Source organism: Rathayibacter sp. VKM Ac-2760, from assembly GCF_009834185.1.
Classification (GTDB): Bacteria; Actinomycetota; Actinomycetes; order Actinomycetales; family Microbacteriaceae; genus Rathayibacter.
The window spans coordinates 1,232,772-1,249,413 of the sequence record NZ_CP047173.1 but is presented as its reverse complement, the minus strand read 5'-3'; the positions used below and the strand labels follow the sequence as shown (position 1 = coordinate 1,249,413).

Here is a 16,642-nt window from a genome sequence, read left to right as displayed (position 1 = left end):
CGGGTTCGGCGGTCTGAGGTGTCGGGGAGCTCTAGGAGCGGAAGGCGATGCGCGCCCAGTCGGCGTCGATCGTGCGGAGCGTCGCGGCGGGGTCGGAGCCGAGCGCGACGCCCTGGACGTAGTTCTGCAGCGGAATGTTCTGCGGCACCAGCTGCGAGGCGCCGAGGCTGAACGCCGCCCGGTCGTAGAACTCCTGGAGCTCGACGAGGGTCGGCTGGGTCACGGCGGGGGCGTCGGTGGTCACGCCGAAGGCGTTGTTGTCGGCGTTGTAGGCGTCGATGATCTCCGGCTGCATCAGGAAGGAGAGGAACTCGCGCGCCGCCGCCTTCTTGGTCGAGGCCTCCGGGATCCAGAGCGCGAGGTCGACGTTCACCCGCACGCGGCGCTCGTCCGGATCGTCCGTCATCGGCAGCGGGAAGGCGCCGATCGAGAGGTCCGGGGCGGTCTTCGCGATCTCGCTCAGCGCCCACGGACCCTGGAAGTACATCGCCGCCTCGCCGTTGGAGAAGGCGAGGTTGCCGTCGCCGTACGCGCGGCTGGCGGCATTCGGCTGCGCGTAGCCGGCGAGCTGCACCATCTGCTCGACGGGAGCGGCGAAGTCCTTCTCGAACGAGACGGGCGAGGAGGGGCCGACGTCGGCGCCCTGCTCCTTCAGCTGCGTGAAGAAGGCCTCGAGATCGACGGTGCCGCCGACCGAGTAGTCGAACAGCCCCTGCGCGACGGTCCACGGGTCCTTGTAGGTGCCGTAGATCGGGGTGATGCCCGCGGCCGTGAGCGCGTCGCAGACGGCGAGGAACTCGGTCCAGGTGGTGGGCACCTCGAGGTTCTGCGCGGCGAAGATCTCGCGGTTGTAGAGCACCGCCGACATCATCAGCGAGTAGGGCAGCACGCTGGTGCGGCCCGGGTAGGTCGCGGTCTGCTCGATCAGCGGGTGCAGGTCGGGGTTGATCCGCTTCGCCTCGTCCATGTCGGACAGGTCGCTCAGGGCGCCCCGCTCGACGAAGCGCGCGACCTCGAAGTTGTAGTTCAGGCAGCCGAGGTCCGGCGGGTTGGTCCGCACGAAGCCGGCCGAGAGGTTCGAGGAGAAGTCGTGCACGACCCGCACCCGCGACTGCACGGCGTGGAAGCGCTCGATGACGTCGTCGAAGTAGCCGATCACCTCGGGCTTGGACTGGAAGAAGGTGATCTCGGTGACCCCGCCCGAAGTGGAGGGGGAGGCGCAGGCGGCGAGGCCGAGCGCGGCGGCGCCGGCACCCGCGGCGGTGAGCAGGGTGCGCCGGCTGAGGGCGGGGGTGGTGAGGGGCACGTCGTCGTCTCCCGGGGTTGCGGACAAGTTGCTTCAACGACTAAATCTAGGAAGTAGATCTAGTACGCGATGTACTGTTGCAGCCGATCCGGCCGAGGTCAAGGGGAGCGTGGGGAAGATGTCCGAGAGCAGGTCCGCCGTGAGCACCGGCTCGTTCCAGCGCCGGCGCAGCGCGCTCGATGTGCTCGAGCGCGCCTGGACCGGCGAGGCGATGACCGCCTCGGCCCTGATCGAGCGCACCGGCCTCACCCGCTCCACCGTCATCGCCGTCTGCGACGACCTGATCGAGCTCGGCTGGCTCGAGGAGCTGGAGAACCAGCGCGCGGCCGGCGACTACGTCAAGGGCCGCCCCGCCCGCCGCTACGCGCTCCGCCGCCGCGCCGGCGTCGTCGTCGGCGTGGACGCCGGTCAGCACAGCGTCGCCGTCTTCGTCGCCGATCTGCTCGGCGAGACGCTCGTCCGGCACGTCGAGCCGGTCGATCACGAGCGCGTCGAGGACCTCCCGCACGAGCGCAGGGTCGCCGACATCGACCGGGTCCTCGACCGCGCGCTCCTCCTCGCCGGAGTGACCGACAACGAGGTGCTCGCGCTGACACTCGGCGTCCCGGCGCCCGTCGACGCGCTCGGCCACTCCCCCACCGGTGACAACGGCTTCTGGGGCGCGATGAACCCCGGACTCGTCGACCGCTACTCCGATCGCGGCTGGTCGCCCGTGGTCGACAACGACGCCAATCTCGCCGCGCTGGCCGAGGGCTGGCGGGGCGCGGCGATCGGCTGCGACGACTACCTCGCCCTCCTCTCCGGCGAACGGCTCGGTGGCGGGATCGTGCTCGGCGGCTCCCTGCTCCGCGGCGCCCGCGGACTCACCGGCGAGATGCGCTATCTCGACCTCGTCGAGGGCGTCGGCTCGGCGGAGGGCATCGCCGCCCTCGCGCGCACCTGGGCCCGGGAGGCTCTGGCCGCGCAGGGGCGGCCGCTGTCACTCCTCGACCGGGTGGCGCGGCCGGGAGCGGCCGAGGTGCTGGCCGCGGCCGAGGCGGGCGATCCGCTGGCCGCCGCCGTCGTCGCGCGGCTGGTCGACCGCCTCACCGCCATCGCCGCGACCGCAGCCAATCTGCTCGACGTCTCGCTGATCGTGGTCGGCGGCGCGCTGGCCGCCTCGGCGGGTCCGCTGCTCGAGGCGGTGGCGGAGCGGCTGGTGGGCGAGGTGCACGCTCCGACCCCGCGGATCGTGCCGTCGACCCTCGGCGATCAGGCGGTCGCCCTCGGCGCCGTCCGCTCGGGACTCGGGCGGGTGCGCGCGGATCCGCTCGCGCTGGAGCTGCCGAGCCGACCGGTCGAGACCGCCGCGCTCGCCTGAGGACCGCTAGCGCCGGAACGCGCGGACGATCAGCAGCAGCGCGAGCAGGATCGCGACCGCGGCGGCCGTCGCCGAGGGCAGTGCGAGCAGGAGCACCAGCGCCCCCGCCGCCGAGACGATCGCGGGCCAGCGTGCGCCGGCCACTCCCCGGTCGAGCCGGCGGAGGATGAGCGCGATCAGCGAGGCGGCGACCGCGAAGGCGAGCAGCGCGTCGGCGTCCAGCACCACCACCGCGAGCACCGAGACCAGGCACACGGCGAGCTGGCCGGCCGCCGGCACTCCGGTGCGCCGGTTGCGGAACGCGAACGGCGCCGGGATCTCCCCCGCGTCCGCGAGCCGGACGAGCGCGGACGCGTCCCGGCGGGCCAGCGCGACGAGCGCGAGAACGGAGGCGACGACCGCGGCGATCCCGACCGGGACGACGGCGGGCGTTCCGGCCGCGACCGCGGAGAGCGACGCGGGGGCGTCGGCGAGCTCCCGCGGGCCGGCGACCAGCAGCAGTCCGGCGCCGAGCAGGGCGGCGACGACGACCGTGATCCCGAGGCCGAGCAGCGAGCGGCGAAGTGTCGGCGCCTCGCCGGGGGTCGCGGGCGCGAAGAGGAAGAGCAGGAGCGCGGCCGCGGTGAGGCTGCCCTCCGGACCGCCGATCACGGTCGCGGACTCGGTCGCCGCGGGTTGCGCGAGCGCGACGATCACCGCGGCGGCGAGCAGGAGGAGCAGGACGAGGCCGAGCAGCAGGCGCGCCAGGGCCGGCGGGACGAGGCCGCCGCGCAGGACGAAGAGGGTCGCGCCGACGATCAGGAGCACGGCGAGCGGCCGAGCGCTCGCGCCGACGATCGAGTCGGCGGCGGTCAGCGCGACGGCGGAGGCGGCGAGAGCGCGGCCGGCCAGGCCGAGCCACTCCCCCGTCGGGCCGTCGTGGATCTCGCGGCCGGACTCGGCCAGCGCGCCGATGCCGGCCAGGACGGCGGCGAGCCCGAGTCCGAGCAGCAGCCACCAGCCCGCCTCGAGCGCCGCGGGCGACCAGACCAGGAAGAGCCCCGCGGCCGCGACGGCGACCCCGGAGAGGTCGGACTGCCGGAGACCCCCCGTCCGGGTCTCATCACTATGCGCGCGCATTCACTCACTGTACGGTGGCGCGCCCCGGCGGCAGGACTGCTGAGCGGGCCGGGTCTCGATACGCCGCTGCGCGGCTACTCGACCAGCAAGCAGGGGGGCTCAGCACTTGCTGATCGAGTCGACCAGCTAGGCGGGGCTCTGCGCCGGCTGATCGAGTCGACCAGTGGGGCGGGGGCTCCACACCTGCTGATCGAGTAGCCCGCGCAGCGGGCGTATCGAGATCCACGCTCACCGGACGCATCGGCGACAGCGGGTCTCGATACGCCGCTCCGCGGCTCCTCGACCAGCGGGGGGGCGAGCAGCCCGGGCAGCGGGCGTCTCGAGATCGCGCGTCGGACGGTGCCCTACGCGTCGCCGTCGAACATCGACGTGACAGAGCCGTCGTCGAAGACCTCGTGGATCGCGCGGGCGAGGAGCGGGGCGATCGGCAGGATCGTCAGGCGGTCCCACTTCTTCTCCTCGGGCAGCGGCAGCGTGTCGGTGACGACGACGGAGTCGATGAACTCGGAGCTGAGCAGCTCGCGGGCCGGGTCGGAGAAGACGGCGTGGGTCGCGGCGACGACGACGCCGATCGCTCCGGCGGCCTTGAGCGCCTCGGCGGCCTTCGCGATGGTGCGGCCGGTGTCGATGAGGTCGTCGACGAGGAGGCAGACGCGGCCGCTGACCTCTCCGACGATCTCGTGCACGGAGACCTGGTTGGCGACCTTCGGGTCGCGGCGCTTGTGGATGATCGCGAGCGGGACGCCGAGCTTGTCGCTCCAGATGTCGGCGACGCGGACGCGCCCCATGTCCGGCGAGACGACGGTGAGCGTCGAGGGGTCGAGCTTCTCGCGGAAGTGCTCGAGCAGCACCGGCATCGCGAAGAGGTGGTCGACGGGGCCGTCGAAGAAGCCCTGGATCTGCGCGGCGTGCAGGTCGACCGACATGATGCGGTCGGCTCCCGCGGCCTTGAACAGGTCGGCGACGAGGCGGGCCGAGATCGGCTCGCGGCCGCGGCCCTTCTTGTCCTGCCGCGCGTAGGGGTAGAACGGCGCGACGACGGTGATCCGCTTGGCCGAGGCGCGCTTCAGCGCGTCGACCATGATCAGCTGCTCCATGAGCCACTCGTTGATCGGCGAGGTGTGCGACTGCAGGACGAAGACGTCGCCGCCGCGCACCGACTCGCCGTAGCGGACGTAGAGCTCGCCGTTCGCGAAGGTGCGCCCCTCGGTGGTGACCAGCTCGGTGCCCAGCTCTTCGGCGACCGCCTCCGCCAGTGCCGGATGCGCCCTCCCCGAGACGAGGACCAGGCTCTTCTTGTTGCTGGCGGTGATGCCCGTCACTGTGCTCCGCTTCCTCCGGTCGCGCGGTCGTCGCCCTCGGGCTCCGACGCCCGGGCGGCCTCGGCGGCGGTGGCCGACGCGGTTCCCGGACGATGGGTCTGCACCCATCCGGCCATGTTGCGCTGCGGAGCGACGGTGATCCCGAGGGCTCCGGCGGGGATGTCCTTGCGGATGACCGTGCCGGCGCCCGTGTACGCTCCGTCCCCGATTCTAACGGGGGCGACGAACACGTTGTGCGACCCGGCGCGCACGTGCGACCCCACGACGGAGGACGCCTTGTTGACCCCGTCGTAGTTGGCGAAGATCGAGCCGGCGCCGATGTTCGACTCCTCGCCGATGGTGGCATCGCCCACGTAGGAGAGGTGCGGCACCTTCGAGCCGGCGCCGATGGTGGCGTTCTTGGTCTCGACGTACGTGCCGATCTTGCCGCGCTCGCCGAGCACCGTGCCGGGGCGGAGGAACGAGAACGGGCCGACCTGCGCCTGCGCGCCGATCACCGCGAGCGTCGCGTCCGAGCGCTTGATCACCGCGTCCTCGCCGACCTCGCAGGAGTCGAGCGTCGTGTCCGGCCCGATGATCGCCCCGGAGGCGATGACCGTCGGCCCCTTGATCTGCGTGCCGGGGAGGATCTCGACGTCGGGCGAGAGCACCGCGTCGACGTCGATCCAGGTGGTCGCCGGGTCCTGCACGGTGACGCCGGCGAGCTGCCAGCGGCGGACGATGCGGGCGTTGAGCTCGAGGGCGGCGTCGGCGAGCTGGGCGCGGTCGTTGATGCCGGCGACGAGCCAGCGGTCCTGCACGGGGACGGCCTCGATGGCGCGGCCGACGGCCTTGAGCGCCGCGGCGGCGTCGGTGAGGTACTTCTCGCGCTGGGCGTTCTCGACGCCGATCGCGCCGATCACCGCGCGGAGGGCGGCGGCGTCGAAGGCGTAGACGCCCGCGTTGGTCTCGGTGAGCGCGAGCTCGTCGTCGCTCGCGTCCTTCTGCTCCACGATCGAGGCGAAGCCGCCGTCGGCGCCGCGCACGATCCGGCCGAAGCCGGTCGGATCCTCGAGCACGCAGGAGAGCATCGTCAGCGCGTTCGCCGCGGCGAGGTGCTCGTCGACGAGGCGGCGCAGGGTCGGCGCGTCCAGGAGCGGGACGTCGGCGCTGAGCACCACGACGGTCCCGGCGAAGTCGTCGGGCAGCGCGGCGAGGCCGAGCTCGACGGCGCGGCCGGTGCCGGGCACCTCGTCCTGGTCGACGACGAGGGCGGCGGGCGAGTGGTCGAGGACGGCGGCGGCCACGAGCTCGCGCTCGTGCCGCACCACGGTGACGACGTGGCCCGCGTCGAGCGACGCGGCCGTGTCGAGGACGTGGCCGAGCAGCGGGCGCCCGGCGAGGCGGTGCAGGACCTTGGGGGTGCGGGACTTCATCCGGGTGCCCTGACCGGCGGCCAGGATCACCACCGCGAGCGTGCTGTCGACCATGGTGCGCGTGCTCCTTCGTCCGGCACCGGTTCTCGGTGCTCGAGCTCCGCCACCAGGATTCGAACCTGGACCGGACAGCTCCAAAGGCTGCCGTGCTGCCGTTACACCATGGCGGACCGCGCTCGCGCGCGCCGTCCATCCTGCCATCCGCGCGCGCCCGCCGCCGTCGTCGCGGCGTCCCCGCCCCGCTCCCGGCGACTCCGGAGCCGTCCACCCGCCAGAATGGACGGGTGAGCGCGAATGACGAGGTCGACGGCATCGTCGACGCCTGGGTGCGCGAGCGGCCCGACCTCGACTTCACTCCCCTGCAGGTCTTCTCCCGGATGCGCCGGCTCGCCAAGCAGCTCGAGCGCGCGCGCGGCAGCGCCTTCGGGCGCTCGGAGCTGGAGACGTGGGAGTTCGACGTGCTCTCCGCGCTGCGCCGTGCCGGGACCCCCTACCGGCTGAGCCCGAAGCAGCTGCTGCAGGCGACCATGGTCACCAGCGGCACGATGACCAACCGGATCGACCGCCTGGTCGAGCGCGACCTGGTCGAGCGTCTCGACGATCCGAACGACGGCCGCGGCGTGCTGGTGCAGATGACCCCGTCGGGCCTCTCCCGCGTCGACGCGGCGATCACCCGCCTGGTCGACGCCGAGCAGGAGCTGCTCGGGGCGCTCACGCACGCGCAGCAGGAGCGGCTGGCGCAGCTGCTGCGCAAGCTCTCGCTCGACTTCGGCTGACGTCCGCTGCACAACGTCAGCTGAGACGGGGGTCGCTCGCCCCACAGCGGACGCACCCCCTTCTCAGCTGATGTTCTGCGCCGCGCTCAGCCCTCGAGCAGCTCCGACAGCTCCAGCCAGCGCAGCTCGAGGTCGGCCGCCTCGTCCTGGTGCTCGCGCAGCTTCGTGTTCAGGCCGAGTATGCCGTCGTAGTCGTCCGGGTCGTGCGTCGCCATCTTCTCGTGCACCGCGGCGGAGAGCTGGGTGAGCTTGTGCAGGCGCCGGTCGATCGCCGACACCTCCTTCTCGGCGGTGCGCCGCTCGGCGCCGGCGAGCCCCGAGGGCGCCGCCGCAGGAGCGCCGGCCGAGCCGCCCGCCGGAGCGCCCTTCTCCAGCGCGCGGCGCAGGTCGAGGTACTGCTCCACGCCGCCGGGCAGGTGGCGGAAGGCGCCGTCCATCACGGCGTACTGCTGGTCGGTGACCCTCTCGAGCAGGTAGCGGTCGTGCGACACGACGAGCAGCGTGCCCGGCCAGGAGTCGAGGAGGTCCTCGATCGCGGCGAGCATGTCGGTGTCGAGGTCGTTGGTGGGCTCGTCGAGGATGAGCACGTTCGGCTCGCTGAGCAGGATCAGCAGCAGCTGCAGCCGGCGGCGCTGCCCGCCGGAGAGGTCCTTCACCGGCGTCGACAGCTGCGCGCTGGAGAAGCCGAGACGCTCGAGCAGCTGCCCGGGCGTCATCTCCTTGCCGCCGATCGAGTAGCTGGTGCGCTGCTCGGCGATGATCTCGCGCACTGGCTGGTGCTGCACCTCGGTCAGCTCGCGCAGCTGCTGGTCGAGGATCGCGACGCGGACGGTGGTGCCGCGCTTGACCTTGCCGCTCGTCGGCTGGACGCTGCCGGCGACGAGGCCGAGGAGCGTCGACTTGCCGGCGCCGTTCACGCCGAGGACGCCGGTGCGCTCGCCCGGGGCGATCCGCCACTCGATCCGGTTGAGCACGGTCCGCTCGCCGTAGCGGACGGTGACGTCGAGCAGGTCGACGACGTCCTTGCCGAGCCGCGAGACGGCGAGCTGCGACAGGGAGACGGAGTCGCGCACGGGCGGCTCGTTCTCGATCAGCTGGTTCGCCGCGTCGATCCGGAACTTGGGCTTCGCGGTGCGGGCCGGGGCGCCGCGGCGGAGCCAGGCCAGCTCCTTCTTCATCAGGTTCTGCCGCTTCGACTCCATGGTCGAGGCCATCCGGTCGCGCTCGACGCGCTGCAGGATGTACGCCGCGTAGCCGCCCTCGAAGGGCTCGACCAGGCGGTCGTGCACCTCCCAGGTGGCGGTGCAGATCTCGTCGAGGAACCACCGGTCGTGGGTGACGACCGCGAGGCCGCCGGAGCTGGTGGCCCAGCGGCGCTTGAGGTGCTCGGCGAGCCAGGCGATGCCCTCGACGTCGAGGTGGTTGGTGGGCTCGTCGAGGAAGACGACGTCCCAATCGCCGACGAGCAGCTTGGCGAGCGCGACGCGGCGGCGCTGGCCGCCGGAGAGCGAGCCGACGACGCCGTCCCAGGGGACGTCGCGCAGCAGCCCGGCGATGACGTCGCGGGTGCGCGCGTCGCCCGCCCACTCGTGCTCCTCCAGGCCGCCGACGACGGCCTGGGCGACCGTGAGGTCCTCGTCGACGGTGTCGGCCTGGTCGAGCATGCCGAGCGTGACGCCGCGACGGTGGGTGACCCGGCCGCCGTCGGGCTCGATGCGCTGGGCGAGGAGGCGGAGGAGCGTGGACTTGCCGTCGCCGTTGCGGCCGACGATGCCGATCCGATCGCCCTCCTCGATGCCGAGGGAGACGTCGTCGAAGACGACCCGCGTGGGGTACTCGAGGCGGAGCGACTCAGCGCCCAGGAGATGTGCCATAGGGGCCGAGTTTACCGGGGGCGGCCGCGGCGGATCCCCACGGGCGGCCGTGCGATCAGGCGACCGTCACGGTGCGCATGTGCCAGCCGGTCGCTCCGTCGGGCGCGGGCGGCGCCTCGTCCTGGGTCTGCACGAGGCCCTCGGAGTCGGTGGCGCGGACGAGGACGACGTGGTCGCCGGCGAGCGCGTCCCACTCGTAGACCCACTGGATCCAGGTGTCCGCGGTGACGGCCTCGGCCAGGCGCGCGGGCTGCCAGGCGCCGCCGTCGATCTGCACCTCGACCTTCGAGATGCCGGTGTGCGGCGCCCAGGCGACGCCCGCGACGGCGACGGTGCCGGCCGGGACGGCCTGCCCCTGGCGCGGGACGTCGATCCGCGACTCCACCTTGATCGGGCCGCGCTCGGTCCAGCCGCGAGTCGACCAGTAGGCGACGTCGTCCTCGAACGTGGTGACCTTGAGCTCGGTGACCCACTTGGTCGCCGAGACGTAGCCGTAGAGGCCGGGGACGACCATCCGCACAGGGAAGCCGTGCTCGACCGGCAGCGGCTGCCCGTTCATGCCGACGGCCAGGAGGCTCGCGCGGCCCTCGTCGGTCAGCACCTCGAGCGGGCTCGACGCCGTGAAGCCGTCGATGCTGCGGGAGAGCACCATGTCGGCGCCGGCGGTCGGGCGGGCGCGGGCGAGCAGCTCGCGGATCGGGTAGCCGAGCCAGAGCGCCGTGCCGATCAGGTCGCCGCCGACCTCGTTCGAGACGCAGGAGAGGGTGACGAGGTGCTCCTCGAGCGGGAGGGCGAGGAGCTCGTCCCAGGTGATCGTGACCTCCTCCTCGACCATGCCGGTGATCTTCAGGGACCAGTCCGCCGGGTCGACGCTGGGCACGGAGAGCGCGGTGTCGATCCGGTAGAAGTCGTCGTTCGAGGTGACGTAGGAGCTGATGCCCTCGATGTCGTCGAGCACGCCGGTCGCGGGGATCGGCGCGGCGGTGGCGGCGGGGGTCGGCAGCACCACGGCCTCGCGCACCGCGGTGACGGCGGAGGCGGCGGCCGTGACGATCCGGGCGCCCACGCCGGCGACGACCGCCGCGGCGCCGGCCACGCCGACGAGGCGGAGGAAGGAGCGGCGGTCGGTCGAGCCCTGCGCGGGTGCTTCGTCCCAGGAGCGCAGGCGCGCGGCGGCGGCCCGCAGCACCATCGCTCCGGCGACCATGCCGACGACGCTCGGCGCGGCGTCGATGCCGGAGGCACCCTCCCGGCTGACGGCCGCGAGGGCGCCGAGACCGGCGACGGCGGCGAGCAGCAGGACGCCGAGCGGGGGCTTGCGGTACTCGAGCAGACCGGCGGCCATCGCGAGCAGGGCGACGGCGAGGCCGAGCGAGACGAGGAGGACGAGCTTGTCGCCGGTGCCGAACAGGGCGATGACCGTGTCCTTCACGCCGGGCGGGACGATGTCGATCACGAAGCCGCCGACCGCGACGAGCGGGCTGCCGCCGGCACCGGTGAAGACCGCGACCAGCTCGGCGGCGGCGAGCGTGACCGCGGCCGAGACGATCCCGGCCAGCAGGGCGAAGAGTGCTACTCGTCTGGGGGGCATGTGCGGAACTCTAGGCCACGAGATCGAGCGTTCTCTGCGGGTGTCGCGGGTCGCCCCGTGCTGATCGAGTAGCCCTCGCAGAGGGCGTATCGAGATCCACCGTGTCCAGCAGGGCGGGTCTCGATACGCCGCTCCGCGGCTGCTCGACCAGCATCTTCCGCCCGGACGTGCAGCGGCGGATCGGCGCCCGGCGTCGCGTGCCGCGGGCTCAGCTGGAGAGGAGGCGGGCGCCGTGCACCGGGCCGGTGACGCGGACCGCGCGCATCCGGGCGGCCGTCAGCTCGAGCTGCAGGTCGAGCGCGGCGTCGGCGTCGGGGAGCAGGAACGCGACCGTCGGGCCGGAGCCGGAGACGAGGCCGCCGAGGGCGCCGCTCTCCTCGCCGCGCTCGAGGATCCGCGCCAGACCGGGCTGCAGGTGCAGGGCCGGCGCCTGCAGGTCGTTGTGCATGGCGTCGGCGAGCATCGCGGCGTCGCCCGCGCGCAGGGCCTGCAGCACGTTCGGGTCGATGCTCGGCGTGGCCGAGATGGGGCGGAAGTCGTGCAGATGACGCTCGCGGTGCCGGTCGAGCTCGCGGTAGACCTCCGGAGTGGAGAGGCCCTGCTCGGCGAGCACGAGCACCCACTCGAACCGGCCCTTCGCGAGCGCAGGGCTCAGCTCGTCGCCGCGGCCGACGCCGATCGCGGTGCCGCCGGTGAAGGAGAACGGCACGTCCGCTCCGAGACTCGCGGCGATGCCGAGCAGCTGCTCCCGCGTGCAGGCCGTGCCCCAGAGCGCGTCGCAGGCGAGCAGGGTCGCGGCCGCGTCGGCGGAGCCGCCGCCCATCCCGCCCGCGATCGGCACGTTCTTCTCGATCTCGAGGTGCACGCCGCCGCGGTAGCCGGTGGCCCTGGCGAGCGCGCGCGCGGCCTTGATCGCGAGGTTCGAGCCGTCGACGGCCAGGCCGCGGGTGTCGATCGAGCCGGAGAACTCGACCGAGAAGTCGGGGGCGTCGCTCGCGCGCACGTCCTCGTAGAGCGACAGCGACTGGAAGGCGGTGGCGAGCTCGTGGTAGCCGTCCTCACGGACGGCGCCGACCTTCAGGTAGACGTTGATCTTGCCCGGTGCTCGCGCATGGACCCGATTCGACGTCGCGCGCTGGGCCATGCTTCCACGCTACAGGGTGGTGGCGCCGTGCTCGTCCCCGCCGAGGTGACCCCCGACGGAGGGACGTGCGACGCCGTCGTCCGCACTGTCGTCCGCGGCCCCGCCGCTGCTGTCGTCCACGCCCTCGTCGTCCGCCGCGACCCGCGCGCCGCCGCCGCGAACGGGCACGAGCGCCGGGTCGAGCACGCGACCGAGCGCCGTGAACTCCGCCACGCCGAGCTCCTCGCCGCGGGCCGTCTGCGGCACTCCGGCCGACTCCAGCGCGGCGATCGCGGCGGTGCTGTCGCCGAAGAGGGCGGCGAGCGACTGGCGGAGCATCTTCCGCCGCTGCGCGAAGGCCGCGTCGACGACCGCGAAGACCGCGCGGCGCAGCGACTCGTCGCCCGGCTCCTCGCCGCGCTCGAACGAGACCAGCACGCTGTCGACGTTGGGCACCGGCCAGAAGATCTGCCGGGAGACCGTGCCGCCGGTCGTGAACGAGCCGAACCAGGCCGCCTTCACGCTCGGGCCGCCGTAGACCTTCGAGCCCGGCCCGGCCGCGAGGCGGAGGCCGACCTCGGACTGCACCATCACCACGCCGGAGCGGATGCTCGGGAAGTGCTCGAGGAAGTGCAGCAGCACCGGCACCGAGATGTTGTACGGGAGGTTCGCGACGAGCCGGACCGGCTCGCCCGGCAGCTCGAGCACCTTCATCGCGTCGGCGCGCAGCACGGTGAGCTCGGCCGCGGGCGCCATCAGCGCGACCGTGCGCGGCAGCTGCTCCGCGAGCCGGCCGTCGATCTCGACGGCGACCACGCCGGCGCCGGCCTCGAGCAGGCCGAGGGTCAGCGAGCCGAGACCCGGGCCGATCTCGACGACGCTCTCGCCGGACTGCACGCGGGCGAGCTTGACGATGCGGCGGACGGTGTTGGCGTCGTGGACGAAGTTCTGGCCGAGCTTCTTGGTCGGGGTGACGTCGAGCAGCTGGGCGAGATCGCGGATCTCGGCCGGGCCGAGCAGTCGCGGGACGGCGACCTCGTCGGACGCCGCCTCCGCCGCGTGCCGACCGGTCATGCCAGCTGCCCGACGGGCTCCGTCGGCTCCGAGCCGACCTCGCCGCCCCACTCGCCGTAGACCTGCTCGGTGTTGGAGGCGATCGTGGCGGCCAGGTGGCCGACGTCGGTCTCGAGGGTCGCGGCCATCGCGCGCAGGGTGTGCGGGATCAGGTAGGGCGCGTTCGGGCGGCCGCGGAACGGCTCCGGGGTCAGGTAGGGCGCGTCGGTCTCGACGAGGATCAGGTGCCGCGGGGTCGCGACGAGCGCCTCGCGCAGCGACTCGGCGTTCTTGAACGAGACGGTGCCGGCGAAGGAGAGGTACCAGCCCTCGTCCGTGCACATCCGCGCCATCTCGGCGTCGCCGGAGAAGCAGTGGAAGACGGTCCGCTCGGGGGCGCCGACCCGGCGGAGGGTCGCCATGACCTCGCGGTGCGCGTCGCGGTCGTGGATCTGCAGCGCGGTCCCGGTCTCCTTCGCGATGCGGATGTGCTCCTCGAACGAGCGGAACTGGGCGGCGCGGCCGCTCTCGCCGGTGCGGTAGAAGTCGAGGCCGGTCTCGCCGACGGCGCGGACGCGCGGCTGCGTCGCCAGCTCGGCGATCACGGCGAGGGCGTCGTCGAGCTCGCCGCGCTCCTCGAGCGCGGGCGCCTCATTGGGGTGGATCGCGACGGCGGCGAGCATCCGCGGCTCGGAGGCGGCGCGCTCAGCCGACCAGCGGCTGGTCTCGACATCGGTGCCGACCTGGACGACGCCGCGGACGCCGACGGTGGAGGCGCGATCGAGCTGCTCGCGGTAGTCCAGGGGCTCGAGACCGTCGGAGATCTCGAGGTGGGTGTGGTTGTCGTAGACGGGGACGACGAGCGCCTCGGGCAGCGGCGGGTACGTCAGGTCGCGACCGGACGTGTTCTCGCGGGCGCGGACGTGCTGGCTGTCGGTCATGCGTCCAGGCTAGCGGGGAGGCCCGACGCGGGATCTCGATACGCCCGCGGAGCGGGCTACTCGATCACCACGAACGGCCGCAGCACCCATGCTGGTCGAGTAGCCGCCGCAGGCGGCGTATCGAGACCCCGCGTCTGCAGACGGTGGATCTCGATACGCCCGCACAGCGGGCTACTCGATCACCATGACGGCGCCCGCGGAGCGGGCTCCGCGATCAGCCGCCAGGGCGACTCAGGACTCCGGGACCTCGATGCGCGGGAAGAGCGGCGCGAGGGTGCCGACGGTGGTGCCGACCGCAAGCTGACCCCACTCCCCCGCCGCGCGGAGCCGCTGCGCCGTGAGGGCGCCGAGCGCGCCCTCCGCGCCGAGCGCCTCCCAGAGCGCGGTGCTCGCGCGGGGCACGACCGGCGAGAGCAGCACGGCCAGGGCGCGCAGCCCCTCCGATGCCGTGTAGAGCACGGTGCCGAGGCGCTCGCGCTCGTCCCTTTTGGCCAGGGCCCACGGCTCCTGCTCGGTGATGTAGCCGTTGAGCTCGTCGACGATCGTCCAGACCGCGGTGACGGCGTCGTGGATCGCGAGGGTCTCGATCGAGCGGTCGGCCGCGGCCGCCGCCTCCGCGACCGTCGCCTGCACGCGCTCCTCCGCCTCGGTCAGGGCCGAGGGCTCGGGCACGACGCCGTCGTAGTAGCGGTGCAGCATCGCGATGACCCGCGAGGCGAGGTTGCCGAAGCCGTTGGCCAGCTCGGCCTGGTAGCGCGCCGCGAGGTCCTCCCAGGAGAACGAGCCGTCCTGGCCGAAGGTGATCGCCCTCATGAAGTAGTAGCGGAACGCGTCGGAGCCGAAGGTGTCGGTGATCTGCTCCGGCGCGATGCCGGTGAGCTTCGACTTCGACATCTTCTCGCCGCCGACGAGCAGCCAGCCGTGGCCGAAGACCTGCTTGGGCACGTCGAGCCCGGCGGCCATCAGCATCGCGGGCCAGATCACCGCGTGGAAGCGCAGGATGTCCTTGCCGACGATGTGGGTCGCGGGCCAGCGGCGCTCGAACTCCGCCTCGTCCTGGCCGTAGCCGACCGCGGTGATGTAGTTGAGCAGCGCGTCGAACCAGACGTAGACGACGTGCGAGTCGTCCCACGGCACCTTCACGCCCCAGTCGAAGCTCGAGCGCGAGATCGACAGGTCGGCGAGGCCCTGGCGGACGAAGCTGACGACCTCGTTGCGCGCCGACTCGGGCTGGACGAAGTCGGGGCGCTCCTCGTAGAGGGCGAGCAGTCGCTCGGTGTACTCGCTCATCGTGAAGAAGTAGTTCTTCTCCTTGAGCAACTCCACCGGCTTGGAGTGGATCTTGCAGACGTACTGGCCCTCGTCCTCGCCGGTGCCCTCGTCGAGGTCGGAGAGCTGCTTGTACTCCTCGCAGCCCACGCAGTAGTAGCCCTCGTACTCGCCGGTGTAGATCGCGCCCTGGTCGTAGAGCTTCTGCAGGAACTTCTGCACGTTGACCTCGTGGCGCTCCTCCGTGGTGCGGATGAAGTCGTCGTTGGCGATGTCGATCGTCGACAGCAGCGGCTTCCACGAGTTCTGCACGAGCCGGTCGGCCCACTCCTGCGGCGTCGTGCCGTTCGCGGTGGCGGTGCGGAGGATCTTCTGACCGTGCTCGTCGGTCCCGGTCAGCAGCCAGGTGTCGTCGCCCGCCTGGCGGTGCCAGCGGGTGAGGACGTCGGCGGCGACCTCGGTGTACGCGTGCCCGATGTGGGGGACGTCGTTCACGTAGAAGATCGGGGTCGTGAGATAGAAGGAGGCGCCGGCGGACATGCCGACCATCCTAGGGTTCGGCGCCCGGGCGTCCGGCTGTGTGACGGAGCCGGTCAGGGGCGGCGGGAGGCGAGGGCGGCCTCGTAGAGCGCCCGGCGGGAGAGCCCGGTGATCTCCGCCACCTCGGCCGACGCCTCCTTGAGCCGCGCGCCGGCCGCGACCCGCGCGAGCACGTCGGCGAGCCCGTCCTCGAGCGAGGCCTCGCGGACGGGTGCCCCCTCGACCACGAGGCAGATCTCGCCGCGGAGTCCGCCGGCCGCCCACTCCGCGAGCTCGGCGGCGGTGCCGCGGCGCACCTCCTCGAACATCTTGGTCAGCTCGCGGCAGACCACGACCCGCCGCTCGGGGCCCATCGCCTCGACAAGATCGGCCAGGGAGTCGCCGATGCGGTGCGGCGACTCGAAGAAGACCATCGTGCGGCGCTCGTCGGCGAGCGAGCGGAAGAGCGAGACCCGCTCGCCGTGCTTGCGCGGCAGGAAGCCCTCGAAGCTGAAGCGGTCGGTCGGCAGACCGGAGACGGCGAGCGCCATCAGCACCGCGGACGGACCGGGCAGGGCGGTCACCCGGACACCGGCGGCGACGGCCGTCTCGACGAGGTGGTAGCCGGGATCGGACACGGTCGGCATGCCGGCGTCGCTCAGGACGAGCAGGTCCTCCTCGCGCGCGAGCTCGACCAGCTCGGCGGAGCGCTCGCGCTCGTTGTGGTCGTGCAGCGCGTAGAGCTGCGGCCGGTTCTCGATGCCGAGGGCGCGGAGCAGCTGGATCGTGACCCGGGTGTCTTCCGCGGCGATGTGCCGGGTGCTCTCCAGCGCCTCGACGAGCCGCCGGGTCGCGTCGCCGAGATTGCCGATGGGCGTGCCCGCGAGGATGATCATCCGCCCATCCTCCCAGTCGCCGCGCGCCCGCCGCCGAACCGAGCCGGGCGGCGGAACCGCGCGCCGTTAGCATGGCCG

General features: G+C 72.8%; 12 protein-coding genes, 1 tRNA gene and 1 pseudogene. 2 read left to right on the top strand and 12 right to left on the bottom strand.

The window, feature by feature from the left end:
- Positions 1-31: 31 nt before the first annotated feature.
- Positions 32-1,306, bottom strand: a complete 1,275-nt coding sequence (locus GSU72_RS05545; RefSeq protein WP_244255989.1) for an extracellular solute-binding protein — start codon at positions 1,304-1,306, stop codon at positions 32-34.
- 118 nt (positions 1,307-1,424) lie between these two features.
- Here GSU72_RS05545 and GSU72_RS05540 point away from each other — a divergent pair, with 118 nt between their 5' ends.
- On the top strand, positions 1,425-2,666 hold the full coding sequence (locus GSU72_RS05540) for an ROK family protein (RefSeq protein ID WP_159984156.1): 1,242 nt from the start codon (positions 1,425-1,427) through the stop codon (positions 2,664-2,666).
- 6 nt (positions 2,667-2,672) lie between these two features.
- On the opposite strand, the gene GSU72_RS05535 is transcribed toward GSU72_RS05540, so the two are convergent.
- From GSU72_RS05535 to GSU72_RS05520, 4 genes are all read right to left on the bottom strand, one after another.
- Complete coding sequence (locus tag GSU72_RS05535; protein WP_159984155.1) at positions 2,673-3,785, bottom strand: hypothetical protein; 1,113 nt, start codon at positions 3,783-3,785, stop codon at positions 2,673-2,675.
- Between the two features lie 344 nt (positions 3,786-4,129).
- Positions 4,130-5,107 (bottom strand): ribose-phosphate diphosphokinase, encoded by a 978-nt coding sequence (locus GSU72_RS05530; RefSeq protein ID WP_159984154.1) that lies wholly within the window; start codon positions 5,105-5,107, stop codon positions 4,130-4,132.
- Complete coding sequence (glmU, locus tag GSU72_RS05525) at positions 5,104-6,576, bottom strand: bifunctional UDP-N-acetylglucosamine diphosphorylase/glucosamine-1-phosphate N-acetyltransferase GlmU (protein WP_159984153.1); 1,473 nt, start codon at positions 6,574-6,576, stop codon at positions 5,104-5,106. Before glmU ends, GSU72_RS05530 begins: the two co-directional genes overlap by 4 nt.
- Before the next feature lie 44 nt (positions 6,577-6,620).
- Positions 6,621-6,692, bottom strand: a tRNA-Gln gene (locus GSU72_RS05520).
- 114 nt (positions 6,693-6,806) lie between these two features.
- Between GSU72_RS05520 and GSU72_RS05515 the strand changes: the two genes are divergently transcribed.
- Positions 6,807-7,298, top strand: coding sequence for a MarR family transcriptional regulator (locus tag GSU72_RS05515; RefSeq protein WP_159984152.1), 492 nt, complete (start codon positions 6,807-6,809; stop codon positions 7,296-7,298).
- Between the two features lie 86 nt (positions 7,299-7,384).
- On the opposite strand, the gene GSU72_RS05510 is transcribed toward GSU72_RS05515, so the two are convergent.
- The 7 genes and pseudogenes from GSU72_RS05510 to rsmI form a co-directional block, all read right to left on the bottom strand.
- Positions 7,385-9,172 carry an ABC-F family ATP-binding cassette domain-containing protein gene (locus GSU72_RS05510; RefSeq protein ID WP_159984151.1) on the bottom strand — a complete coding sequence of 596 codons (1,788 nt, stop codon included), beginning with the start codon at positions 9,170-9,172 and terminating at the stop codon, positions 7,385-7,387.
- A gap of 55 nt (positions 9,173-9,227) precedes the next feature.
- On the bottom strand, positions 9,228-10,763 hold the full coding sequence (locus GSU72_RS05505; RefSeq protein WP_159984150.1) for a molybdopterin-dependent oxidoreductase: 1,536 nt from the start codon (positions 10,761-10,763) through the stop codon (positions 9,228-9,230).
- A gap of 208 nt (positions 10,764-10,971) precedes the next feature.
- Positions 10,972-11,907, bottom strand: a complete 936-nt coding sequence (locus GSU72_RS05500) for a 4-(cytidine 5'-diphospho)-2-C-methyl-D-erythritol kinase (protein WP_159984149.1) — start codon at positions 11,905-11,907, stop codon at positions 10,972-10,974.
- Between the two features lie 201 nt (positions 11,908-12,108).
- Positions 12,109-12,960: pseudogene (gene rsmA, locus GSU72_RS05495) on the bottom strand (16S rRNA (adenine(1518)-N(6)/adenine(1519)-N(6))-dimethyltransferase RsmA); the annotation flags it as partial.
- Complete coding sequence (locus GSU72_RS05490) at positions 12,957-13,880, bottom strand: TatD family hydrolase (protein WP_159984147.1); 924 nt, start codon at positions 13,878-13,880, stop codon at positions 12,957-12,959. The gene GSU72_RS05490 and the pseudogene rsmA, both read right to left, overlap by 4 nt.
- Positions 13,881-14,111: 231 nt before the next feature.
- Positions 14,112-15,689, bottom strand: a complete 1,578-nt coding sequence (gene metG, locus GSU72_RS05485; protein WP_159984146.1) for a methionine--tRNA ligase — start codon at positions 15,687-15,689, stop codon at positions 14,112-14,114.
- A gap of 53 nt (positions 15,690-15,742) precedes the next feature.
- The gene (gene rsmI / locus GSU72_RS05480; RefSeq protein ID WP_159984145.1) at positions 15,743-16,564 is read right to left on the bottom strand and encodes a 16S rRNA (cytidine(1402)-2'-O)-methyltransferase; all 822 of its coding nucleotides are present in this window, start codon (positions 16,562-16,564) and stop codon (positions 15,743-15,745) included.
- Between the last annotated feature and the right edge of the window lie 78 nt (positions 16,565-16,642).